Raw genomic sequence first — 22,927 nt, 5'->3', positions numbered from 1 at the left:
AGCCCCGCTTCGGCGGGGCTTTTTGTTTTTCCGCGCCAATCCGGCACGGTGGAACGCGGCTGTCTACATTCAACCGAACAGCCGCTGCGCGTGAATGCCGAGCCCCGTCGCGACACTCGCGAGGCGGTCGCCGAATACCGGCTGCGCATCCGGGAATGCGCCCGCGAGCGCACCCGACAGGAACGCGAGCCCCGTCGAGCCGCCGGTGAAATACAGTGCGCCGACGTCGCGCGGCGCAACGCCCGCGAGCCGCACCGTCTCGCGCGCGGCATCGACGATGCGCGCGGTGTCGTCGCGGCTCGCATCGACGAGACGATCGGCGTCGAACGCGATCAGCAGGTCTTCTTCCACGTCGTTCAGGTCGATCATCGTCTCCCCGCCCGCCGCGACGCCGATCTTCGCCTCTTCCGCGCGCGCCATCAGCGCATGCCCGAGCCGCTGCTCGACCACGCTCGTGAGCCGGTCGTACTGCTGCTGATCCTGGTACAGGTGCTTCATCAGCTTCAGCTCGCCGAGCCGCTTCGGCGTGTAGACCGTATTGATCAGGTGCCAGGTCGCGAGATCGAAGTAGATCTTGTTCGGCAGTTCGCGCCCTTCCGGGTCGAGCGAACGGTAGCCGAACGCGGGCAGGATCGCCGCCAGCTCGACACGCCGGTCGTAGTCGGTGCCCGCGACGTGCACGCCGTGGTGAGCCAGCACGTCGTCCTTGCGCTCGAGCCGCGCCATCCGCCCGGGCCCGACGCGCACCAGCGAGAAGTCGGACGTGCCGCCGCCGATGTCGGCGACGAGCACGAGGCGTTCGGCCTGCTGGCGCGATTCGTAATCGAACGCGGCGGCAATCGGTTCGTACTGGAAGTGAACGTCCGCGAAGCCGACCGACCGCGCGGCCGCCTCGAGCTGATCCTGCGCGAGACGGTCGGCGCGCGGATCGTCGTCGACGAAGAACACGGGCCGGCCAAGCACCGCGCGGCCGATCGGCGCGCCCGCGCGCACTTCGGCCTTGCGCTTCAGGTGCGTCAGGAAGCGCGCGATGATTTCGGTGTACGCGATCGCGCTGCCGTCGCCGAGATCGGTCGTCGTTTCCGCGAGCGGCGAGCCGAGGATGCTCTTCATCGAACGCATCAGCCGGCCGTCGAAACCGTCGATATAGGACGCCAGCGCCGCGCGGCCGTACTCGACCGTCTCCTCGTCGTTGTTGAAGAAGATCGCGGTGGGCAGCGTCAGGTGGTCGCCCTCGACGGGCGCGAGGCGCATGCCGTCGCCGTCGGGCAGCGCCACGGCGGAATTGGACGTGCCGAAATCGATCGCGCAGTAAGTCATGGGAAGTTGCCGCAGCAGGGCCGGCGCGAAAACGGAAAGGACGGGCTTTTTAACATGAAGCCCGCGGGATCACAACCGGGGCCCGCCACCGGTGCCGCGGAACGGGCTTCGGCGACGACGGCGCGCGGCCTGGCGCGCCGCGGATATGCGCGGACGAGGTGCGGCGATGCTGCCGCCCGCCCGCCCGGCAGGTCAGGCTGCCGCGTCGAAGCTCTTCTTCCACGCGCCCGCATACACGACCTCGCCGATCGCATGGCGCGTACGCGGCGCCTTCTCGCGATCGCGCAGCACGGGATCGAGCTTGTCGACGTTGCCATAGTGGCCGAGCGAGATGATCGACAGGATCGCGACGTCGGACGGAATCGCAAACGCGTCGCGGAACGCCTTCACGTCGAAACCGCTCATCTGGTGCGCGGCGAGGCCGAGCGCGTGCGCCTGCAGCACCAGCGACATCGCGGCGGCGCCCGCGTCGTACAGCGCGGTCGGCGCGGGTTCGCCCTTCGGCGTGAGCGTATGCGCGGTCACCGCGATCAACACGGGCGCCGGCGCATTCCAGCCCTGATTGAACGGCACCAGCGTCGCGAATGCGCGCTTGAATGCGTCTTCGTCCTGCGTGCGCTCGAATACGATGAAGCGCCACGGCTGCGCGTTGTACGCGGACGGCGCCCAGCGCGCGGCTTCGAGCACCGCGTGCAGATCGCCGGCGCTGACGGACTCATCCGAATAGGCGCGCGGGCTCCAGCGGCCCGCGATCAGATCGTGAATCGAAACAGTGGTGGGAGCAGGTTTGACGGACATGCAGTTCCTCGCTGACATCGATGAAGGGGCGCGAACGCCTGGCGAACCGCAAGCATACCCGCTTGAGCGGTTGCGCGCCCGATCCTCCCGGGCTATGCAAATCACCGTACCTGCAATGGCCGGCCGCATGCGGTGCGGCCGGCCGGGCCACCGTGCTCAGGCTGCCTGCGCTGCCGCACGCGACGGGCCGCGGTTGATTCGCAGCACGATCAGCGCACCGACGATGCACAGCCCGCCCGAGATCATCGACGCGATCGTGTAGGTGCCGAGGCTCGCCCGCAGCAGCCCCGCGCCGAGCGCCGCGAATGCCGCGCCGAGCTGGTGGCCGGCGACGATCCAGCCGAACACGACCGGCGCCGCAGCCTTGCCGAACACGTCGGTCGCGAGGCGCACGGTCGGCGGCACGGTCGCGATCCAGTCGAGCCCGTAGAACATCGCGAACAGCGGCAGCCCGAAGAAATCGATACCGAACGCATGCGGCAGGTAGATCAGCGACAGCCCGCGCAGCCCGTAATACCAGAACAGCAGCACGCGATTGTCGTAGCGATCGGACAGCCAGCCCGACAGCGTCGTGCCGAACAGGTCGAACACGCCCATCGCCGCGAGCAGCGACGCGCCCTGCACTTCGGTCATCCCGTAGTCGCTGCACATCGCGATCAGGTGCGTGCCGACATAGCCGTTGGTGCTCGCGCCGCAGATGAAGAAGCTGAAGAACAGCAGCCAGAAATCGCGCGAACGGCTCGCCATCAGCAGCGTGCGGAACGCGACCGCGAGCGGGTTCTCCTTCGTCGCGTCGGGCGCGGGCGGCGCATCGGCCGGCTCGCCGTACGGGCGCAACTGCACGTCGGTCGGCCGTTCGGGCAGCAGGAACGCGACGAGCGGAATCACGATCGCGGCCGCCACCGCGACGACGAGCACGACCGGGCGCCAGCCATGGCGCTGCGCGATCGCCGCGAGCATCGGCAGGAACACGAGCTGGCCGGTGGCCGTGCTCGCGGTCAGGATGCCCATCACGAGGCCGCGCCGCGCATGGAACCAGCGCGTGACGAAGGTCGCGGACAGCGTCAGCGCGACGACGCCCGTCGAGCAGCCCACCATCAGGCCCCAGATCACGACCATCTGCCAGCTCTGCGTCATCATCGACGACAGCGCGACGCCCGCGCTCATCGTCACGAGCGCGGTGAGGATCGTCGGGCGCAGCCCGAAGCGCTGCATCGCGGCGGCCGCGAACGGCCCCGTCAGCCCGTACAGCGCGATGTTCACCGAGATCGCCAGCGAAATCGCCGCGCGGCTCCAGCCGAGTTCGCGCTCGAGCGGCACCATCAGCACGCTCGGCGTCGCGCGCGTGCCGGCTGCCGCCAGCAGGATCAGGAATACCACCGCTGCCGCGAGCCATCCGTAGTGGAAGCGCCCGCCGATTCGTGTCACCGCCCAGTTCATCGTCATGTTCTCCAGTTGGCGGCTCCGGCGCCATCGCACCTGCTCCGCCTCACCCAGCCAGGCCACCTCCGCCGCACACTGCATCGGCTGACCCGGGCCGACGCTTGGCATTTGTCTGTCGATCCGGCCAACATTGTTACCGACCGGTCACAACTGTGTTGCGATCGTAGTTACCAGTCGGTAACATGTCAAGCAATTCATCACGTAGTCGAGGGTCATCATGTCCGGCATCGAAGCCGCCAAACCGCCGCTGGCGCGCCGCACGCGCCGTCCGATCGACGGGGCCACCGCGCACGAGCACCTGCTGCGCGCCGCCGAGGAGCTGTTTTACAGGGAAGGCGTTCGCACGGTCGGCGTCGAGGCGGTCGTCGAGCGCGCGGGCGTCAACAAGATGAGCCTGTACCGCCAGTTCTCGTCGAAGGACGAGCTGATCCTCGCGTACCTGGAGCGGATGGACACGTGCTTCTTCGAGCGCCTCGAGACGAGCGTCGCCAAGCATCCGGGCCAGCCGAAGGCGCAATTGATCCAGTATTTCGTCGATCTTGCCGAGCGCGCGACGCAGAAGGACTATCGCGGCTGTCCGTTCGTCAACGTCGCCGCGGAATTCCCGGATGCGTCGCACCCGGCGCGCGAGCGCGTCGCGCAGAACAAGGAACAGTTGATGAAGCGGCTCGTCGCGCTGTGCGAAGACGCCGGCGCACGGCAGCCGCAGGCGCTCGCCGATGCGCTCGCGCTGGTGGTCGAAGGCATCTACGCGGCGAGCCAGACCTACCGGCACGGCGAAACGCCGATCGGCATCGCGCCGGCGCTCGTCACGCAGTTGATCGAAGCCGCGTGCGCATGACGGGCGGCGCACGCCCGAACCCGGCGTGCCCGCTACAATGCGGCCCTCTCCGCTCCACCGCCCAACTGGTTTCACGATGACCGACACCCGCCCCGAATCGCACGACGATATCCTCGCCGCCACGCGGCATTGGCTCGCGCGCGCGGTGATCGGGCTCAATCTGTGCCCGTTCGCGAAAAGCGTCTATGTGAAGGAACAGGTGCGCTATGCGATCAGCGAAGCGACGACGCTGGAAGACGCGCTCGCCGAGCTCGAAACCGAGTTGCGCGCGCTCGACGCGGCGGACCCGCAGCAGGTCGACACGACGCTCGTGATCTTCCCGCATGCGTTCGCCGATTTCGTCGACTACAACGATGCGCTGTTCTTCGCCGACCGGCTCGTGCAGCAGTTGCGGCTCGACGGCGTGCTGCAGATCGCGAGCTTCCATCCGCAATACCGGTTCGAAGGCAGCGAACCCGACGACATCGAGAACTACACGAACCGCGCGCCGTATCCGATCCTGCACCTGCTGCGCGAAGACAGCATCGCGCGCGCGGTCGACGCGTTCCCGGACGCGTCCGCGATCTACGAAAAGAATCAGGAAACGCTGCGCCGCCTCGGCCACGACGGCTGGCGCGAATGGATGCGCCGGCCGGGAGACGACGTCTGATGCGCCGCGCGCTCGCGCCGGCCGCTACGCGGTTCGGCCCGCGCGCGCGTCAGCCTTCGGCCGGCTCGACGGCCTCGCCCCCCGCTGCCGCGGCCTCCGGCACGAAGAAGCGCTCGTTCAGTTCGGCGAGCCCGAACATCCCGAGGATCTCGTTCAGCCGCTCGCCTGGCCGCCGGCGCGGCAGGTTCTTGTACTGCGCGATGATCAGCTCGTTCTTCATCGAATGCTCCCAGCCGACCAGCTCGGTCACGCTGACCTGGTAGCCGTGCGCCTCGAGCTGCAGGCAGCGCAGCACGTTTGTGATCTGGCTGCCGAATTCGCGCGTATGCAGCGGATGCCGCCACACCTCGGTCAGCGCGTTCGCGAGCGACTTGCCCTTGTTCCGGCGCAGCACGCCCGCGACTTCCGCCTGGCAGCACGGCACCAGCACGATGTGCTGCGCGCGCTTCGCGAGCGCGAAGCGGATCGCGTCGTCGGTCGCCGTATCGCACGCGTGCAGCGCGGTGACGACGTCGACCGTTTCGGGAAGCTGCGGCGACGTGATCGAATCGGCGACCGACAGGTTCAGGAACGACATGCCGCCGAACCCGAGCCGCGCGGCGAGCTCGGCCGAGCGCGTGACGAGCTCCTCGCGCGTCTCGATCCCGTACACGTGCGACGCGAATGCCGGCGTGCCGTGCCCCGGCTGCTGCTTGAAGAACAGGTCGTACAGGATGAAGCCGAGATAAGACTTGCCGGCGCCGTGATCGACGAGCGTCACGCTGCCCTTGTCGGCCTGCACGCCGGCAAGCAGCGGTTCGATGAACTGGAACAGGTGATAGACCTGCTTCAGCTTGCGGCGGCTGTCCTGGTTCAGCTTCCCGTCGCGGGTGAGGATGTGCAGTTCCTTCAGCAGCTCGACGGACTGCTCCGGGCGGATTTCGTGGGTCTTGTTCGACATCGTGATGCGGCGCCGGGCCACGGTCGGTCGACCACGGCCCGGCGGCGGGAATTCGTGAGGGAGAGTGACAGTTTACCGAAAATGCGCGGTCAGGCTCGGGCGCCGAGCCGCCACAACGATGTGACCTCGGCGCGGCGTGCCGCATGCAGCGGATCGTCGGCGTCGGCCGACTTCGGGTGCGCGGGGCGGATGTCGTCGCGGCCGAGCACGACGAGGCCCGCCTCGTCGATCCATTGCAGCAGCGTGTCGCGCGGCCGCAGGCCGAGGTGCTCGGCGAAATCGGACAGGATCAGCCAGCCCTCGCCGCCCGGCTCGAGATGTGCGGCGAGCCCCGCGAGGAAACCACGCAGCATGCGGCTGTCGGGATCGTAGACCGCGTATTCGATCGGCGCGCTCGGCCGGGCCGGCACCCAAGGCGGGTTGCAGACCACGAGCGGCGCACGGCCGGCCGGAAACAGGTCGGCCTCGACGACGTCGACGCGATCCGCATGACCGAGCCGCGCGACGTTCTCGCGCGCACAGGCGAGCGCACGCGGATCCTGGTCGGTCGCGACGACGCGCTCGACACCTCGCGACGCGAGCACGGCCGCGAGCACGCCGGTGCCCGTGCCGATGTCGAACGCGAGCGACGTCGCCGGCAGCGGCGCGCGCGCGACGAGCTCGACATATTCGCCGCGCACCGGCGAGAACACGCCGTAGTGCGGATGGATCGGCGCGCCGCCGAGCGCCGGGATCGGCACGCCCTTCTTGCGCCATTCATGCGCGCCGACGAGGCCGAGCAGTTCGCGCAGCGACACGACCGACGGCGCGCCGCCGGGGCCGTACGCCTCCTCGCATGCGGCACGCACGTCGGGCGCGCGGCGCAGCGGGATCGTGTAGTCGGCGTCGAGGGGGATCAGCAGCATCCCGAGCGTGCGGGCACGCTGCGACTGCGCGAGACGATGCAGGTTGAATGCGTCGACGCCGGCCGCGGCCTGCGCCTTCTTCGGCTTGCGCTCGACGCGGCGCGCCATCGCCTGCACGAGCTGGCGCGCATTCTGGAAGTCGCCCTGCCAGACGAGCGCGGTGCCCTCGCACGCAAGGCGGTAGGCCGCGTCGGCAGTGAGGCGGTCGTCGGCGGGCACCGCGCGCTTAGGCGGCTGCACACCGGCTTCGGAGCGCCAGCGCACGGCATGATCGGCGCCGTCGGCGTCGGTCCAGTGGAAAACGGGGAAATCGGTCACGCGAACTCGGTTACGGTTGGCTTCAACGGGCGGCGCGACCGGATTGCGGGCGCCGCGCGGCTCACACCATACCGCGCTTTGCCCGCGCGGCAAAGCGCGGGCGGCGGCACGCACCGCCGCCCGGGACGCGCGCGTCAGGTCTCGTCGTCGAGCGCCGCGTCGGGCGCGTTCTGCTTCACCGACGCGATGCCGTTCTCGCGGCCCGCTTCGGCCTTGTACAGCTCGCTCGTGCCGATGACCTCGTGATTGCCGGCCTTCAGGTTGAACATGAACTGGCCGTTGCTCGCGGTCTTGCGCTCGTAGCGCGCGTCGTCCGGCGCGTTCTTGCGCACCGACGCGACGCCGTTCTCCGCCGACGCCTTGGTCTTGTAAAGCTCGCTACGCAGGATGATCTCGCCGTTGCCAGCCTTCAGGTGGAACAGGAACTGACCGTCGCTCGCTTTCTTGATGACGAATTTCGCTGCCATTGGGATCCCCTCGAGTGAAAGTTCGTCCGGCCCTCCGGACCCGGCCAGTTTAAGCGCGATCCCGCCGGGAAAACGCAAGGCCGATGCAATTCAATCGTCAGGAATCGTCAGGGCCGGCGCGCGCCGCTTCGTCCGGGATGACGCCGGCATCCGCGCGGCGCGCGGGCTATCCGCCCCATCCCGGCATCGCGGGCAGGCGCAGCGTGCCCGCGTCGTTGAAGTGCACGGTGCCGAGCACGCCGCCGGCGAGCCGGCCGCGCAGCGCATACGGCAGCTCGCCGTTCGCAGCCGCGCCGGGCAGGTTCCACGCCTGCCGCGCGGCGGCGAATGCCGACACGGAAACCGGCACGTCGAGCACGGCCTCGCCGAAACGCGGCACGGTGCCCGAGCGATCGCTGACGCCGCTCGCGAACGGCGTGCCGTTCAGGTCGAGCGCGACCGAGATGCCGTCGTACTCGATCGGCGCATCGTTCGGGTTCTGCACGCGCAGCTTCAGGCTGAAACGCATCTCGAGCCCCTGCCCGACGAGCGGATCGAGCCCGGCGACCGACACGCGCACCGGGTCGCGCGTCAGCCCCGCGCAACCGCCGAGCAGGAACACGGCGGCAAACAGCAGCAGCACGGCGCGCAGCGGCGCGATACGGAACAGGGCTCGTGGCATCGGAAGGTCTCCTCGCGGCAATCGGTGAACGGGTCGTCGATGCATTGTACCGAGCGTGCCGTGGCACGCCGGGTTTCGTAGTTTTCGCAGCCTCGCCAGATCGTTAATAGATTAAAACTACGAAGCCGCCAGCCAAACGGAAAGCGTATTAATGACTTCCAGCATTCAATGAAGCGGGAAAAATTCAATAGATGCATCTTCTAAATTTTTCGTTTCCTTTACCTAAAACCATCAAGTATATTTACGCATCCTTCGAGCTGGCCGACAAACCTTGAAACCGCATGACGGCGAATTTACGGAACGGCAACCCGCCTTCCTTCCGTCCTGCGGACTGGCCCGGCCAGCCCCGTAGGTCGTCGGTTCAAAGGGATTGCGCGCCCGTGCCGGGCGTGCGGCCCCGTGTCGTGCGCGCGAAATCAATTCAGTACAACACGCGCCCGTCCATTTTGAACCGGCAAGTTAACCGACATCCGGAAATCCAGAGGGGGCAGTAAACCATGATTACCTTCACGTAGTCGGCCGCCGTCTTTTTCGAATAATCCGTCATTGGCATTTTCATCGCTGTTGATTAACGGCGAGGGGATTGCTTTTGCCGGCGTTTTCGCAGCACTGAACGATTCTTTCAACAATCGAGGTTTCAGTCATGTCGATCAACATTCGCAAGATGCGTTATCTGCCGCTCGTCGCCGCACTCGCGCTCGCCGGGTGCGGCGGCGACGACGGCGGCGCGGGCTCGGCTTCCGCGCTCAGCTCCGCCGGCGCGCCGCACTCGGGCTCGTCGCCCGCCGTCACCGCGCCGCCGAGCGCATCCAACGTCGACAAGAGCGTGTCGCCTGTCGAGCTGCCGGACACCGTCGTACCCGTGAACTACCGGCTGTGGTTCCGCCCGAACGAAGCGCTGAACGCGTTCGACGGCCGCGCCGACGTCGAGATCAAGGTGCTGAAGCCGGTCAACAACATCGTGATCGCCGGCCACCGGATCAAGTTCACGAACGGCCGCATCACGCTGCAGCCGGGCAACATCCAGCTGATCGCGACGCCGCAGGACAAGGGCGACTTCTATCAGCTGCGTCCGCCGAGCGGGACCATCGCGCCGGGCAACTATTCGCTGCACATGGAGTGGTCGGGCATCATCAACTTCAAGTCGTATGACGATCCGGTCAACCACACCGGCGGCAGCTGCGGCGACGATCCGTATCCGGGCTGCTCGGCGGCGGAAGGCATCTTCCGCGTCGACCTGAAGAGCACCGACGGCACGACGAGCGGCGCGATCCTCACGCAGGGCGAAACCAACCTCGCGCGCCAGTGGTTCCCGGGCTGGGACGAGCCGGCATTCCGCCCGACCTATGAAGTGACGGCCGAAGTGCCGCAGAACTGGCGGGTCGTGTCGAACGCGGCCGAGAAGCCGTCGACCAGCGTCGGCGGCGGCTACAAGCTCGTGCAGTTCGAGAAGACCCCGCCGATGCCGTCGTACCTGCTGTTCTTCGGCGGCGGCCTGTTCGACACCTACGAGGACGACTTCACGAGCCCGCTGCCGGGCGGCAAGGGCGGCCTGCACCTGCGCGTGTTCACGCCGCCGGGCATGAAGGACTGGGCGAAGCCGGCGATGGACCGCACCAAGCAGGCGCTCGACTACTACTACCGTTACACCGGCATCGCGCTGCCGCTGACGAAGTTCGACACGGTCGCCGCGAACGACGCGTTCAAGGAGCAGAAGGACCTGAACTTCGGCGGGATGGAGAACTGGGGGTCGATCCTCGAGTTCGCCGACGACATCCTGCCGCAGCCGGGCCAGCCGATGTCGCGCTACGGCAACGAGGTGCTGACGCACGAAGTCGCGCACCAGTGGTTCGGCGATCTCGTCACGACCGACTGGTGGGACAACGTGTGGCTCAACGAATCGTTCGCGACGTTCTTCGAGACGAAGACGACGATCCAGTTCTTCCCCGACGAGTTCAGCTGGCTCGACCAGGTGAAAAACAAGTACCGCGTGATCAATCGTGACATCGGCCCGAACGCGTTCCCGGTCGCACCCAACTTCAACGACTGGGCGTCGAACGACTTCGTGCTGAGCGCCAGCGCGTTCACGTACGACAAGGGCGGCCACGTGCTGAAGACGCTCGAGAACTATCTCGGCGAACAGACGCTGCGCAAGGGTCTGCAACAGTACCTGGTCGACTACTCGTTCGGCAACGGCACGCCGAAGCGCCTGTGGGATGCGCTGTCGAAGGAGAGCGGCCAGTCGGTCGGCCCGATCGGCGACAGCTACGTGCGCCAGACCGGCGTGCCGCTGATCTCGCTCGACACGCAGTGCGACATGACGAAGAACCAGACGGTCGTCACGCTGAAACAGCAGCCGTTCCCGAACAAGAACGCGTATCCGGGCCTGCAGTGGACGGTGCCGATCACGCTCGCGTACGGCCAGGGTCTCGCGAAACGCACGACGCTCGCGCTGAAGGACACGCAGACGCAAACGCGGATCGACGGTTGCACGGGCGTGGTCGCGGACCCGAGCGGGCTCGACTACTACGTCGTGAACTATAGCGACGCGGCCTGGAGCGGGTTGCTCACGCAGGTCAACGGCTCGTCCGATCCGGTGCTGCTGTCGAACCTGAAGAGCGAGGCCGCGTTGCTGGTCGCGAACAACCTCGCGCCGGCTTCGCGCTCGACGTCGATCGGTTCGGTCGCTTCGCCGGCCGCGATGAAGCTGCGCCAGACGCCGACCTTCGGCGGCATCGCGCCGGCGACGAAGGAACGCCCGGCCCTGCAATACCAGGGCATCTTCAAGCCGCGCAAGGTAGTGACGCAGTAACGGTGCGCGTCCGGCCGGCGCCGCGCAGCCTGCGGCGCCGGCCGGCGTACCGCCTCCCGACCTTTGACGGGCCTCGCGAGCGAGGCCCTTTTTTCTTTCGGCGCGGCGCTATCGCCCGACGCCTCTTCCTGCGCTTACGCCCACGCGGCATCCCACGCCGGCTGCGCGAACCACGTTGCCAGGAACGCGACGAGCCGCGACGCACGCGCGCTGCCGCGAGCCTGCTGGCGCAATACGTGGATCGTCGCGTGCTCGGGCGCCGCCGCATACTGCGGCAGCACCGCGCGCAACCGTCCGTCGCGCAATGCATCCCCGGCGAGCCAGGTCGGCAGGTGCGCGAGACCGAGCCCGTCGATCGCCGCTTCGAGCAACGCCTCCGAATGATTGCTGCGAAACCTCGGCTGCGCCGGCGCGTGGCGGCGGTCGCCGAAGCGCCAGGCGCCCGGCGGCGGCGCGCCATGCCACGCGAGACAGTCGTGTCCGGCGAGCGCGTCGGGCGATTCGGGCTCGCCGCGCCGCGCGAGGTAGGCCGCGCTCGCGCACAGCACGCGCCGCTGCGGCGCCAGTACGGTCGCGACGAAGCGCGTGTCCTCGAGCGGACCGACGCGCACCGCGAGATCGACGTCGGAGCCGAGCCGCGCACCCTGCAGGTCGACCATGCTGTCGGTCAGCACCAGGTCGACCTGCAGCGCCGGATGACGCTGCATGAACGCGGCCAGCGCGGCCATCAGGTGCAGGCGGCCGAACGGCGCCGGACAGTCGACGCGCAGCAGCCCGCTCGGCTCGTCGTGCTGGCTGTGCAGGTCTTCCTGCAGGCCGCGCAGCTCGGCCAGCATCCGCTGCGCGCGCCCGTACAGCAACTGCCCGGCCTCGGTCGGCCGCAGTGCATGGGTGGTGCGATGCAGGAGGCGGATGCCGAGCTGCGCCTCGAGCCGGTCGATGCGCCGCGTGACCGACGACGCGGCGACGCCCAGCCGGCGCGCGGCCGCCGAGAAGCTCTGCTGGTCGACCACGTCGACGAACAGCGCCAGATGCGGGGAAAGGAAGTCGTCCATTCAGGGGCCTCGGGTTTTGCTATGCGTAAATCGCAAAACAATCATCCGCCTTTGCGTATTTCCACGTCAAATCGCCCCGACTAGACTGCATTCATCCTTTCCACCCGTTGCACGCGCCGGCCCGCCGGGCAGCGCGGCAACCATCCGCCACGGAGATCATCATGCGCAGCATCCGCTTCGACGCCCCCGCCGCCGACATCGAGTCGCTCGACGCGCGCGTCAGGGAAATCGACCAACCCGTGCCGGCCGACGGCCAGATGTTGATCGAGGTGCGCGCGGCCGGCGTCAACCCGAGCGACGTGAAGGCCGCGCTCGGCCGCATGCCGCACGCGGTGTGGCCGCGCACACCGGGGCGCGACTGGGCCGGCATCGTGCGCAGCGGCCCTGCCGAGTGGATCGGTGCGCCCGTGTGGGGATCGGGCGGCGATCTCGGCGTGGGGCGCGACGGCTCGCACGCGGAATGCCTCGTGCTCGACGCGGCACTGGTGCGTCGCAAGCCGGCCGTGCTGACGCTCGACGAAGCGGCCGGCGTCGGAGTGCCGTTCGTCACCGCGTACGAGGGTTTGCGCCGGGCCGGCATGCCGACGGCCGACGACGTCGTGCTGGTGTTCGGTGCGAACGGCAAGGTCGGCCAGGCCGCGATCCAGCTCGCGAGCGCGCGCGGCGCGACCGTGATCGGCGTCGAGCGCGGCCCCGGCGGCTATCGCGGCCATGCATCGGGCGACGTGCACATGATCGACGCGTCGAGCTTGCCGGTCGCCGACGCCGTGCACGCGGCGACCGGCGGCCGCGGCGCGGACATCGTCTACAACACGGTCGGCAGCCCGTATTTCGAAGCCGCGAACGCATCGATGGCGATCGGTGCGCGGCAGATCTTCATCTCGACGATCGACCGCAGCGTGCCGTTCGACATCTTCGCGTTCTATCGCGGCCAGCATACGTACGTGGGTATCGATTCGCTGCAGCTCGGCGGCGCCGCGGTCGCGCAGATCCTCGACACGCTCGCACCCGGCTTCGGCAACGGCACGCTGCGCCCGTTTCCGATCGGCAACGACTACGTGTACCCGCTCGAACGTGCGCACGACGCATATCGCGCGGTGCTGGCCGGTGCGCGCGAGCGCGTCATTCTCAAGCCCTGACGCCGGACCGCACGGGAGACCGCCATGATGGATTACTTGACTTCGCTCGCGGTGGGCCTCGGCGTCGGCGTGGTGTACGCGCTGCTGCACGTGCGCTCGCCGGCCCCGCCGCTCGTCGCGCTCGTCGGCCTGCTCGGGATGGTGATCGGCGAACGCGCGATCGCGCTGCTGCGCTGACGCGCTGAAACGGCGCCGGCGCTAGCGCTAGCGATCGTCGCGACGTCGGAACGCCCACCATGCGGCGAGCGCGGTGAAGCCCGCGACGAGCAGCACCATCAGCCAGAAGCCGTGCTTGTTCTCCGAGAACGGCACGCCGCCGACGTTCATCCCGAAGAAGCCGGCGACGATGTTGATCGGCAGCGCGATCACGGTCACGAGCGTCAGCGTGAACAGCGTCCGGTTGTTCTGCTCGTCGAGACGCGACCCGATCTCTTCCTGCAACAGCTTGATCCGCTCGTTGAGCCCGGCCAGATCGCCGAGCACCAGCGAGAACTCTTCGGTCGATTCGCGCAGCTCCTGCGTGTCTTCCACGTGCAGCCACGCGGGCGGCTTCGCGAGCAGCCGGAAGATCGACCCGGGCTCGGGCGCGAGCATGCGCTGCAGGCGTGTCAGCGTCCGGCGCATCGCGCCGAGCTCGATGCGGCTCGACGTGAGCCGCTGCGACAAAAAGCGATCCTCGATGCGATCGACGTCGATGCTCGTGCGCCGCATGATCTGGATCAGCAGGTCGGCCTGGTCGCGCAGCAGGTGCACGAGCAGTTCCGCTGGCGACCGGAACTGCTCGCCGTCGCGCACGCATGCGCGCAGCGTGTCGACCGAGCGCAGCGGCTTGAGCCGCGCGGTGACCATGATGCGCTGCTCGACATGGACGAACAGCGTCGCGATCTCCGAAGGCGTCAGCTCGAGGTTGAACATCACGTCGTTGACGATCGCGCGCAACGCGCCGTCTTCCTGCTCGATGCGCGTCGAGCGCGAACCTTCGTGGAGGAATGCGAAGAAGCTGTCCGGCAGCCCGAGATGCGTGCGCATCCAGCGCTCGCTCGCGCCGTGCGCGAGATTGAAGTGCAGCCAGACGAAATCGTCCGACGCGACCGCGTCGCGCTCGCGGCACGTGCGCAGCCACGCGGCGGCCGCATCGGCGTCGAGCATTGCGCCGGATCCGCCCGGAACGAAGCGGAAGCCGCACACCATGCCGGACGTATCGGCACCGTAAGTCTGTACGATCAGGTCCATCGTGTCGAAAGTCGTGCGATGCGCGGCGCGCCGCACATCGCGGGTCGCGGGCCCGCGCCGGGAAAAGAAAGGAGACGTATGCCCGACGGGCGTGACGCACTCGTGACAGTGTCGCACCGCATGATACCGGCAGCTTCCGTGCCCCAAAAGCAACGCGCCGCCCAACGGGCGGCGCAGATACGGCATCGCGGCATGTGCAAGACGCGTTACTGCCGCGTCTCCGACTGCGCGGCGTTCGGGCACGCCGGGTCCTTGCCCCAGTGGCCGTCGCAGACGCGCCAGCGGCACAACTGATCCTCGAAGAAGCCGCGCTCCGAACACTCCTTCACACGCGCCCCAAGCGAACCGGTCGCCGCCGCCGTCTTGGTCGGCACGGCCTGCGCCTTCTGCGCGGCGAGTTTCTTGTCGGCCGGCTTCGTGCGCGCGACGAGCGCCGCGAGCAGATCGGCATCCGGATCGTCCTTCCCGGCCGCCTTCGCACTCGCGGTACGCGTGGACGCCGCATCGCGGCGCTTCTTCGCCTGCGCGAGCTCGGCTTCCTGTTCCTTGCGATGCTTGCGAGCTTCGGCCTTCGTCTCGGCCTTCGTGTTGGCCTTGCCCTGCGCGACCTTCGTGCTCTTCGCGGCGTCGGCCTTCGCGGTTTTCGTCGTCGCAGCCGCGGCGGCCGTGGCGGCTGCGGCAGCGCCGGCCGTGGCTGCGCCCGATGCGTCGTCGGCGCCATCGGCGAGCGCGCGCGACAGGCGGCTGTTGTCCGCACCGGACGCGGACGATGCGGATGCAACGGTCCGGGAAGCCGAATCGTCGTTGACGATCGTGGCCGGCTGCGCGGCGGACGCGCCATTCTGCGCGACCTGCGCGGCGGCACCGCTGGCCGGTGCGGCCTTCGCAGATTCGGCCGCTGCGGGCGCGGCGGCAGCCGTGACAGCGACGGCCTGCTCGCCCGAATGCTGCTGCATGCGCCATGCGCCCCAGCCGCCGACGGCAACCACCAATGCGACGACGGCCGCGATCGGTGCCTTCAGCGAACGGCGCGCCGGCTCGGCGGGCGGCGTGACACGCCCTTCCAGATTCGCGAGAATGCGAGACTGCTGAGCTCCTCCGTTGCCTTCCGGTTTAGTATCGGACAGCAGGCTGGGTGGAGTTTTCGAATTTGAATTTTCCGGCGCACTCATTCAGCGTCTCATTGAATCCTGGTTTAATTCACCGCGATAATATAGCCCGGCCTCTCAAAGCAGCCTGATTCTAAGAGCAAGCATTGCAAAACACAATCAATTCCAATTTCCGGGGATTTCGTTGATTGCCGTCGCACTCGTCGCCTATTTCGCCCTTGCCGTCGCGGTTGCGGCACTGTTGCTTTTACCGGGTATCCGCGCGACGGTTTTCGAATCCGTCGCCCAGTTTCACGGCCGTCTTACGCGCCGTGCGAACGATCGCGCCGCGCGTACGCGGAGTCAGATTGTTAAATCGGCAAGCGCTACGCGCGGCGCATTAAACGATGTGCAAAATTTACTGGTTCGGCGGCGCTTGATGATTACGGTATCGGCAGGTATTCTTGCGACGCCGCCATTGGTCGCCATTGCGTTACGCGGCCGGCAATTGTTCCAGTACGACGACACGGCGCGCGTGCCCGACGAGAAGATCGCCGCGCTGCTGCAGGGCGAACAGCTCGTGCCGCCTCCGCCGCTGCCGCCGGAAGTCTTTGCCACCCGGGAAGTCGAACAGGTGCGCCCGGCGCTGAAGGATGCGAGCCGCGACTGGAACCTGCTGGACCCGGATTTCCGTACGCGTTTGCTGCTGGTCTACAAGATCATGCACGAACAATATGGTTATGAAATGGCGCTGCTGGAAGGTTACCGGAGCCCGGAACGGCAAAACCGGCTGGCGCAGATGGGCAGCAACGTGACCAATGCGGCCGCCTTCCAGAGTTATCACCAATTCGGGCTGGCGGCCGACAACGCATTCCTGCGCGACGGCAAGCTGGTCATTTCCGAGAAAGATCCGTGGGCGATGCGCGGCTACCAGTTGTACGGCCAGGTCGCCGAGCAGGTCGGCCTGACCTGGGGGGGCCGCTGGAAAATGATGGATCTCGGGCACGTGGAATACCATAAACCCGGTTTTAAACTGGGACGCGGCAGCTAGCCAGGGCTGCCGGACAAGAAATAATGAGGGCGGCATGGGGCTTTTTAATCATCCGGCAGGAAACGATTCGGGCGGCGCAATCGATCGGGCATTCCGGTGCGCGATTTTTTGCGGCCGCCGCTTCCGTTTTAAATCTCACAGCGTCCTTTCATTAATGCGCGCGCCTTCTCCGATGCCGCGGGCGCATTGATGCCGGCCCCCTTCATCCCGTTTGACAGCATGGCGACACATCGCGGCGCCACCCTTGCCGCTCGGCGCGCCTGCGTCGCCTCACCGAATCGCACCGGAACCTGAACGTCCTATGCAACGCATCCTCAACGTGCTGACTCATCCGCGTACGCTCTCGATCGTCGGGATCGTCGCGCTAGCGGCCATCCTCTTCATCGTTGCCGACATGCTGCAGCTGCCGCTCCTGTGGGCGGCGATCGCCTTCGCGGCGATCCTCGCGCTGTGGCTCGTCGTCGCGCTGTGGCGCCGCTGGCGCGTGAAGCGCGCGAACCAGCAGCTCGGCCAGGTGCTGGAAGAGCAGGCGGAAACCGGCAAGATCGCCGCACCCGCCGCCGCCGCGCTCGCGCCCGACGCGAAGACGGCCGACCTCGACGTGCTGCGCACGCGCCTGTCGGACGCGGTGAAGACGATCAAGACGTCGAAGATCGGCCAGGTCTCGGGCGGCTCCGCGCTGTACGAACTGCCGTGGTACATCGTGATCGGCAACCCGGCCGCGGGCAAGAGCAGCGCCGTGCTCAATTCCGGCCTGCAGTTCCCGTTCGCGGACAAGAACAGCGCCGTGATCCACGGCATCGGCGGTACACGCAACTGCGACTGGTTCTTCACGACCGAAGGGATCCTGCTCGACACGGCAGGCCGCTATTCGGTGCACGAGGAAGACCGCAGCGAGTGGCTCGGCTTCCTCGGCCTGCTCAAGCGCTATCGCCCGAAGGCGCCGATCAACGGCATCATCGTCACCGCGAGCATCGCCGAACTCACCGGCAACCGCCCCGAATTCGCGATCAACCTCGCGAAAAACCTTCGCCAGCGCGTCCAGGAGCTGACGGAAAAGCTCGAGGTGTTCGCGCCGGTCTACGTGATGTTCACGAAGGCCGACCTGATCACCGGCTTCACCGAATTCTTCAGCAGCAGCGACAAGCACGAGTACGACCGCGTGTGGGGCGCCACGCTGCCCTACGAGCCCGACGACAAGCGCGACGTCGTCGCGCAGTTCGACACGCACTTCGAGGAACTCTACGAAGGGTTGAAGGAGATCAGCGTCGCGCAGCTTTCGCTGTCGCGCGGCAACCAGCTGTCGCCGGGCCAGTTGAGCTTCCCGCTCGAATTCTCGACGATCAAGCCGTCGCTGCGCGCGTTCCTCGCGACGCTGTTCGAGAACAATCCGTTCCAGTACAAGCCGATTTTCCGCGGCTTCTACTTCACCAGCGCGCTGCAGGAAGGCGAAACCAACAGCGCGGCCGCGCAGCGCATCGCGCACCGCTTCGGCCTCGACGCGACCGCGCTGCCGAAGCCGCACAGCGCGTTCTCGAAGAACGGCTTCTTCCTGCGCGACCTGTTCTCGAAGGTGATCTTCGCGGACCGCCAGACGGTGCGCCAGTTCGCCAGCCCGACCAAGACGCGGCTGCGCTACGCGACCTTCTTCGGCTTCGTCGCGGCGCTCGCACTCGCGCTCGGCGGCTGGACCTGGTCGACGATCGGCAACCAGCAGCTCGTCTCGAACGTGCAGGCCGACCTCGACAACGTCACGCGCCTGCAGCAGGGTCGCAACGACCTGCAGTCGCGCCTGCAGGCGATGGACATCCTCGAAGACCGGATCGAGCAGCTCGAGCAGTTCCGCCGCGACAAACCGCTGTCGGTGTCGCTCGGCCTGTACCAGGGCGACCGTCTCGAGCAGCACCTGCTGACCGAGTACTACAACGGCGTGCGCCAGATCCTGCTGGCCCCCGTGTCGCAGAACCTCGCGTCGTTCATGAAGGACGTGAACGCGCACCCCGAGCAGCTCGTGCCGATGACCCGCCCGCCCGAATCGGGCGCCGTGCAGGGCGGCACGATGCCGGTCTCGACGAACCCGGCAGGCGCCGCACCGCAGGCCGGTGCCGCACCGGCCGCGTCCGGCACCGCGCCGGCCGCCGCGCCGCAACAGCCGGCCGCGCCGCAGGGCGGCCTCTACAGCGACGCGTCGCCGACCAACGTGCAGGACGCGTACAACGCGCTCAAGACGTACCTGATGCTGTCCGACAAGCGCCACGTCGAGCAGGCGCACCTGACCGACCAGCTCGCCCGCTTCTGGCGCGGCTGGCTCGAGACGAATCGCGGCAACATGCCGCGTGACGAGATGATCAAGAGCGCGGAGCGCATGATCTCGTTCTACCTCGCCCGCGTGAACGACAACGACTGGCCGATGATCGACGCGAACCTCGCGCTCGTTGACCAGACCCGCGAGAACCTGCGCCGCGTGGTGCGCGGGATGCCGGCCCGCCAGCGCGTCTACGAGGAAATCAAGGCACGCGCGTCGACCCGCTTCGCGCCGATGACCATCGCGCGCATCGTCGGCGACGGCAACCAGGGGCTGGTGGCCGGCAGCTACGCGATTCCGGGCACGTTCACGCGCGAAGCGTGGTTCGACTACGTGCAGCCGGCGATCCGCGACGCGGCGACCAAGGAACTGCAGGCGAAGGACTGGGTGCTGAACACGTCGACGCAGGACGACCTGACGCTCGAGGGCAGCCCCGAGCAGATCCAGAAGACGCTGGTCGGCATGTACAAGACCGAGTACGCGCAGCACTGGCAGAAGTTCATGCAGGGCATCGCGGTGCAGGGCTTCAGCAGCTTCGGCCAGGCCGTCGACGGGATGAACCGCCTCGGCGACCCGCAGGATTCGCCGATCCGCAAGATCCTCGAGACCGCGTACGACCAGACGTCGTGGGACAACCCATCGCTCGCGAACGTGGCGATCAAGAAGGCGCAGACGGGCGTCGTGAACTGGGTCAAGCAACTGTTCTCGCGCTCGCAGGCCGGCCAGGTGGCGGCCGCCAACATCGACATCAACGGCAATCCGGCCGAGGTGCCGATGGGTCCGGTCGGCCAGGAGTTCATCGGCCTCGCGCGGATCGTCGCGACGCATGACGGCACGTCGATGCTCAAGGGCTACATGGATTCGCTGTCGAAGGTCCGGACCCGCTTCAACGTGATCAAGAACCAGGGCGACCCGGGCCCCGGCGCGCGCCAGCTGATGCAGCAGACGCTCGACGGCAACGGTTCGGAACTCGCCGAGTCGCTGAAGCTCGTCGACGAGCAGATGCTGACGGGCCTCACCGATTCGCAACGCAAGTCGCTGCGTCCGCTGCTCGTGCGGCCGCTGATGCAGGCGTTCGCGGTCGTGATCCAGCCGGCCAGCGCCGAAGTCAACAAGGTGTGGAACGCGCAGGTCTACCAGCCGTTCCAGAACTCGCTCGCGACGAAGTACCCGTTCGCGGCCAACGCGAAGGTCGAGGCCGGCGCCGGCGAGATCGCGCAGGTGTTCGGTCCGGACGGCTCGATCGCGAAGTTCGTCGGCACGACGCTGGGGCCGCTCGCGGTGCGCCGCGGTGACACGCTCGCCGCCCGCACGTGGGGCGACATGGGCATCGGGCTCACGCCGGACTTCACGAACGGCTTCGCGCGCTGGGTCGCACCGCTCGCGGGCGGGGCGGCAGGCGGCGCGGCCGCGGCGTCCGAGCCGCAGACGGTGTTCCAGATCCTGCCGCAGCCGAGCACGGGCACGACGGAATACACGATCGCGATCGACGGCCAGCAACTGCGCTACCGCAACACGCCGCCGCAGTGGACCAACTTCGTGTGGCCGAACCCGCAGGGCTCGCCGGGCGCGACGCTGTCCGCGACGACCTTCGACGGCCGCACGGTGCAGCTCGTCAACGAGCCGGGCCGATACGGCCTCGAGAAGCTGATCAACTCGGCGCAGCGCAAGCGCCGTCCGGACGGCACCTTCGACCTGACGTGGGTACAGGGCAGCGTGAACGTGTCGGTGACGATGCGCATCATCAGCACGTCGCAACCGACGGGTGGCGGCGGCGACCAGCCGCAGCAGCAGAGCCTGCGCGGCCTGCAACTGCCGTCGTCGGTCGCCGACGCGAGCGCGGGCGCCGCGCAGAACGCGACCCAGTCCGGCACGGGCACGCCGGGCGCAGCGCCGGCCATCGCGGCCGCCAACGCAACGAATGCACAGGGGGCGCAATGACGCAAACCGTACAGGCGCAAATCGCCTACTTCGGCAAGATTCCGTCGCGCGGCGACTTCGTGAAGAGCCCGCACAATCCGCAGTTGCTGCAGACACTCGATCGCTGGATCGCGCAGGCGCTCGAACTGCTCGCGGAAGACCCGCGCTGGAAGCTCGTCTACGAGGATGCGAAGCCGATGCATTTCGCGTTCCTCGGCTCGCGCAGCAAGCTCGCGATCGCGGGCCACATGGTCGCGAGCCACGACGTGTCGATGCGCCGCTTCCCGTTCCTCGGTGCAACCGCGCTCGAGGTCGACCGGCCGCTCGCGTTCCTCGCGCGCAGCCCGCTCGCGTTCGCGCGGCTGTGGTCGCGCGTCGCCACGCAGATCCCGCCGCTGCTCGGCAAGGAAGAGCCGCCCGGCGCGCTGCAGGCGCTCGGCGACACGCAGGTGCCGATCGACGTCGGCGGCCCGGGCACGTCGCATGACGGCACCTTCAACGATTTCGTCGAACACCAGTCGCTGTACGGCCTGCAGCAGATGCTGCTCGAAAGCGGCCACCCCGTGCGGCTGCGCGGCGCGATGCTCGCGCTCGGCTCGCTGCTGCGGCCGGTGATGCAAAGCGGCTCGTCGCACATCGAGCGCGGCCTCACGCTGCCGCTGCCGGTCGATCCGTTCTATCGAAGCCTCGTCGCCGCGTTCTGGCTCGAACTGATCGCGCCGTTCGTCGCACAGGCCGACTTCGAGCTCGCGATCTTCATCGGCTCGATCGCCGAACGCGAACGCCTGATCATCGGCTTCAACGGCGCGTCGGCGAAGACACTGCTGAGCGTTGTCGATCCGCAGACCTACGCCGCCCACAACATCGACATCGACGATCCCGAGTGGATCGACGCCCATGCGCAAAACGATCACCAGATCAGCAAGCTCGTCAGCTACCTCGACCAACCGCAACTCTCGCTGCGCGTCGCCATCGACGCGTTCCGCGAAGCGTTCATCGGAGGCTGACGGGATGCATCGCACGATTCACGCCCGGCGCCCGCGGCTCTCGCCCGCCCGCTCCACCCTCCTTGCTCTTTTCGCCGCCGGCCTCGTTGCCAGCGGCGCAGCCTTCGCGCAGAACACCGGCGCGACCGTCACGCCGGTCGGCAACGGCTCGGTCGCGACGACCGCGCTGCCGTCGTCGAACACGAATCCCGGCGCCGCGCCTGCGACCGCGTCCGGCACGGTGGTGCACGGCACGGCCGGCACGATCACGCCGCCGCCCGCGAACGCGGCGCCCGGCCAGGTCGTCGTCGGCGGCAAGGTGCCCGACGAGGCGACCAAGGCCGCCGTGCTGCAGAAGCTGCGCGATACCTACGGCGCGACGAACGTCGTCGACCAGATCGAGGTCGGCGACGTCGCGACGCCGCCGAACTGGAGCGCGAACGTGCAGAAGCTGCTCGGCGCGCAGCTCAAGCAGATCAGCAAGGGGCAGTTGAAGATCAACGGCACGCAGATCGAGATGAAGGGCGAGGTGCACAACGAGGCGCAGCGCCAGCAGCTCGCGAGCGACATGGCGAACACGCTGAACCCGACCTACACGATCAAGAACGGGCTGCGCGTGTCGGCGTCCGAGCAGGGCGTGCTCGACCAGACGCTCGCGAACCGGACGATCGAGTTCGAGACCGGCAGCGCGACGCTGACGCCGCAGGGCAGGCTGATCCTCGACCAGATGGCGGCCGCGCTCGCGAAGATGCAGAACCGCACGGTCGACATCATCGGCCACACCGACAACTCGGGGAACCGGACGTCGAACATCGCGCTGAGCCAGGCGCGCGCGGACGCGGTGAAGGGTTACCTGATCACGAAGAGCATCCCGCCGCAGCAGATGACGACGACGGGCGTCGGGCCGGACCAGCCGATCGCGCCGAATGATACGGCGGATGGAAGGGCGAGGAATCGGAGGATCGAGTTCCGGGTGGGGCAGTAAGCGCGCGAGGC

At 67.8% G+C, this 22,927-nt stretch carries 20 protein-coding genes; 9 read left to right on the top strand and 11 right to left on the bottom strand.

Features of this window, described 5'->3' with window-relative positions:
* Window positions 1–69: 69 nt before the first annotated feature.
* From FPJ27_RS21335 to FPJ27_RS21325, 3 genes are all read right to left on the bottom strand, one after another.
* Entirely contained in the window at window positions 70–1,320 is a 1,251-nt protein-coding gene (locus FPJ27_RS21335; RefSeq protein WP_204425616.1) for an Hsp70 family protein, read from the bottom strand.
* 192 nt (window positions 1,321–1,512) lie between these two features.
* Complete coding sequence (locus FPJ27_RS21330; RefSeq protein ID WP_072442998.1) at window positions 1,513–2,118, bottom strand: nitroreductase family protein; 606 nt, start codon at window positions 2,116–2,118, stop codon at window positions 1,513–1,515.
* A gap of 156 nt (window positions 2,119–2,274) precedes the next feature.
* Window positions 2,275–3,558, bottom strand: coding sequence for an MFS transporter (locus tag FPJ27_RS21325; protein WP_175963253.1), 1,284 nt, complete (start codon window positions 3,556–3,558; stop codon window positions 2,275–2,277).
* Between the two features lie 220 nt (window positions 3,559–3,778).
* Between FPJ27_RS21325 and FPJ27_RS21320 the strand changes: the two genes are divergently transcribed.
* A complete protein-coding gene (locus FPJ27_RS21320; RefSeq protein WP_204425614.1) occupies window positions 3,779–4,402 on the top strand; it encodes a TetR/AcrR family transcriptional regulator in 624 nt (207 codons plus the stop codon).
* Window positions 4,403–4,478: 76 nt separating this feature from the next.
* Entirely contained in the window at window positions 4,479–5,051 is a 573-nt protein-coding gene (locus FPJ27_RS21315; RefSeq protein ID WP_096472334.1) for a DUF1415 domain-containing protein, read from the top strand.
* Between the two features lie 49 nt (window positions 5,052–5,100).
* Here the strand turns inward: FPJ27_RS21315 and FPJ27_RS21310 are convergent, their stop codons facing one another.
* The 5 genes from FPJ27_RS21310 to FPJ27_RS21290 form a co-directional block, all read right to left on the bottom strand.
* The gene (locus tag FPJ27_RS21310; protein ID WP_034183749.1) at window positions 5,101–5,991 is read right to left on the bottom strand and encodes an SAM-dependent methyltransferase; all 891 of its coding nucleotides are present in this window, start codon (window positions 5,989–5,991) and stop codon (window positions 5,101–5,103) included.
* 89 nt (window positions 5,992–6,080) lie between these two features.
* On the bottom strand, window positions 6,081–7,214 hold the full coding sequence (locus tag FPJ27_RS21305; protein ID WP_204425612.1) for a class I SAM-dependent methyltransferase: 1,134 nt from the start codon (window positions 7,212–7,214) through the stop codon (window positions 6,081–6,083).
* Window positions 7,215–7,348: 134 nt separating this feature from the next.
* Window positions 7,349–7,681: a YegP family protein gene (locus tag FPJ27_RS21300; RefSeq protein WP_072442988.1), complete on the bottom strand. Its 333-nt coding sequence runs from the start codon at window positions 7,679–7,681 to the stop codon at window positions 7,349–7,351.
* Between the two features lie 166 nt (window positions 7,682–7,847).
* Window positions 7,848–8,342, bottom strand: a complete 495-nt coding sequence (locus tag FPJ27_RS21295; protein WP_034183694.1) for an LEA type 2 family protein — start codon at window positions 8,340–8,342, stop codon at window positions 7,848–7,850.
* Window positions 8,343–8,758: 416 nt separating this feature from the next.
* Window positions 8,759–8,971: a hypothetical protein gene (locus FPJ27_RS21290; RefSeq protein WP_161785072.1), complete on the bottom strand. Its 213-nt coding sequence runs from the start codon at window positions 8,969–8,971 to the stop codon at window positions 8,759–8,761.
* 14 nt (window positions 8,972–8,985) lie between these two features.
* On the opposite strand from FPJ27_RS21290, the gene FPJ27_RS21285 reads away from it, so the two are divergent.
* Window positions 8,986–11,154 (top strand): M1 family metallopeptidase, encoded by a 2,169-nt coding sequence (locus FPJ27_RS21285; protein WP_204425610.1) that lies wholly within the window; start codon window positions 8,986–8,988, stop codon window positions 11,152–11,154.
* A 134-nt stretch (window positions 11,155–11,288) separates the two neighbouring features.
* Here the strand turns inward: FPJ27_RS21285 and FPJ27_RS21280 are convergent, their stop codons facing one another.
* Window positions 11,289–12,209 carry a LysR family transcriptional regulator gene (locus FPJ27_RS21280; RefSeq protein ID WP_072442982.1) on the bottom strand — a complete coding sequence of 307 codons (921 nt, stop codon included), beginning with the start codon at window positions 12,207–12,209 and terminating at the stop codon, window positions 11,289–11,291.
* 161 nt (window positions 12,210–12,370) lie between these two features.
* Here FPJ27_RS21280 and FPJ27_RS21275 point away from each other — a divergent pair, with 161 nt between their 5' ends.
* Together FPJ27_RS21275 and FPJ27_RS21270 are read left to right on the top strand one after the other, a co-directional pair.
* Window positions 12,371–13,348, top strand: coding sequence for a zinc-binding alcohol dehydrogenase family protein (locus FPJ27_RS21275; RefSeq protein ID WP_204425608.1), 978 nt, complete (start codon window positions 12,371–12,373; stop codon window positions 13,346–13,348).
* 24 nt (window positions 13,349–13,372) lie between these two features.
* Window positions 13,373–13,525 carry a DUF1427 family protein gene (locus FPJ27_RS21270; protein ID WP_072442978.1) on the top strand — a complete coding sequence of 51 codons (153 nt, stop codon included), beginning with the start codon at window positions 13,373–13,375 and terminating at the stop codon, window positions 13,523–13,525.
* A gap of 27 nt (window positions 13,526–13,552) precedes the next feature.
* Here the strand turns inward: FPJ27_RS21270 and FPJ27_RS21265 are convergent, their stop codons facing one another.
* Together FPJ27_RS21265 and FPJ27_RS21260 are read right to left on the bottom strand one after the other, a co-directional pair.
* Window positions 13,553–14,581, bottom strand: coding sequence for a transporter (locus FPJ27_RS21265; RefSeq protein ID WP_072443063.1), 1,029 nt, complete (start codon window positions 14,579–14,581; stop codon window positions 13,553–13,555).
* Between the two features lie 206 nt (window positions 14,582–14,787).
* Window positions 14,788–15,753 (bottom strand): phage tail protein, encoded by a 966-nt coding sequence (locus FPJ27_RS21260; protein WP_204425606.1) that lies wholly within the window; start codon window positions 15,751–15,753, stop codon window positions 14,788–14,790.
* Window positions 15,754–15,874: 121 nt separating this feature from the next.
* Between FPJ27_RS21260 and FPJ27_RS21255 the strand changes: the two genes are divergently transcribed.
* The 4 genes from FPJ27_RS21255 to FPJ27_RS21240 all read left to right on the top strand — a co-directional run bounded on the left by FPJ27_RS21255 (window position 15,875) and on the right by FPJ27_RS21240 (window position 22,916).
* The gene (locus FPJ27_RS21255) at window positions 15,875–16,720 is read left to right on the top strand and encodes a M15 family metallopeptidase (RefSeq protein WP_034183689.1); all 846 of its coding nucleotides are present in this window, start codon (window positions 15,875–15,877) and stop codon (window positions 16,718–16,720) included.
* A gap of 301 nt (window positions 16,721–17,021) precedes the next feature.
* Window positions 17,022–20,966 (top strand): type VI secretion system membrane subunit TssM, encoded by a 3,945-nt coding sequence (gene tssM, locus FPJ27_RS21250; protein WP_204425603.1) that lies wholly within the window; start codon window positions 17,022–17,024, stop codon window positions 20,964–20,966.
* Window positions 20,963–21,952: a type VI secretion system-associated protein TagF gene (gene tagF / locus FPJ27_RS21245; protein ID WP_034183687.1), complete on the top strand. Its 990-nt coding sequence runs from the start codon at window positions 20,963–20,965 to the stop codon at window positions 21,950–21,952. The genes tssM and tagF overlap by 4 nt, the downstream gene beginning before the upstream one ends.
* Before the next feature lie 4 nt (window positions 21,953–21,956).
* On the top strand, window positions 21,957–22,916 hold the full coding sequence (locus FPJ27_RS21240; protein WP_204425601.1) for an OmpA family protein: 960 nt from the start codon (window positions 21,957–21,959) through the stop codon (window positions 22,914–22,916).
* The last annotated feature ends 11 nt before the right edge of the window (window positions 22,917–22,927 follow it).

Source organism: Burkholderia sp. MS455 (assembly GCF_016899445.1).
GTDB classification, from domain to species: domain Bacteria; phylum Pseudomonadota; class Gammaproteobacteria; order Burkholderiales; family Burkholderiaceae; genus Burkholderia; species Burkholderia pyrrocinia_C.
This window is presented reverse-complemented; position numbering and strand designations above follow the sequence as displayed.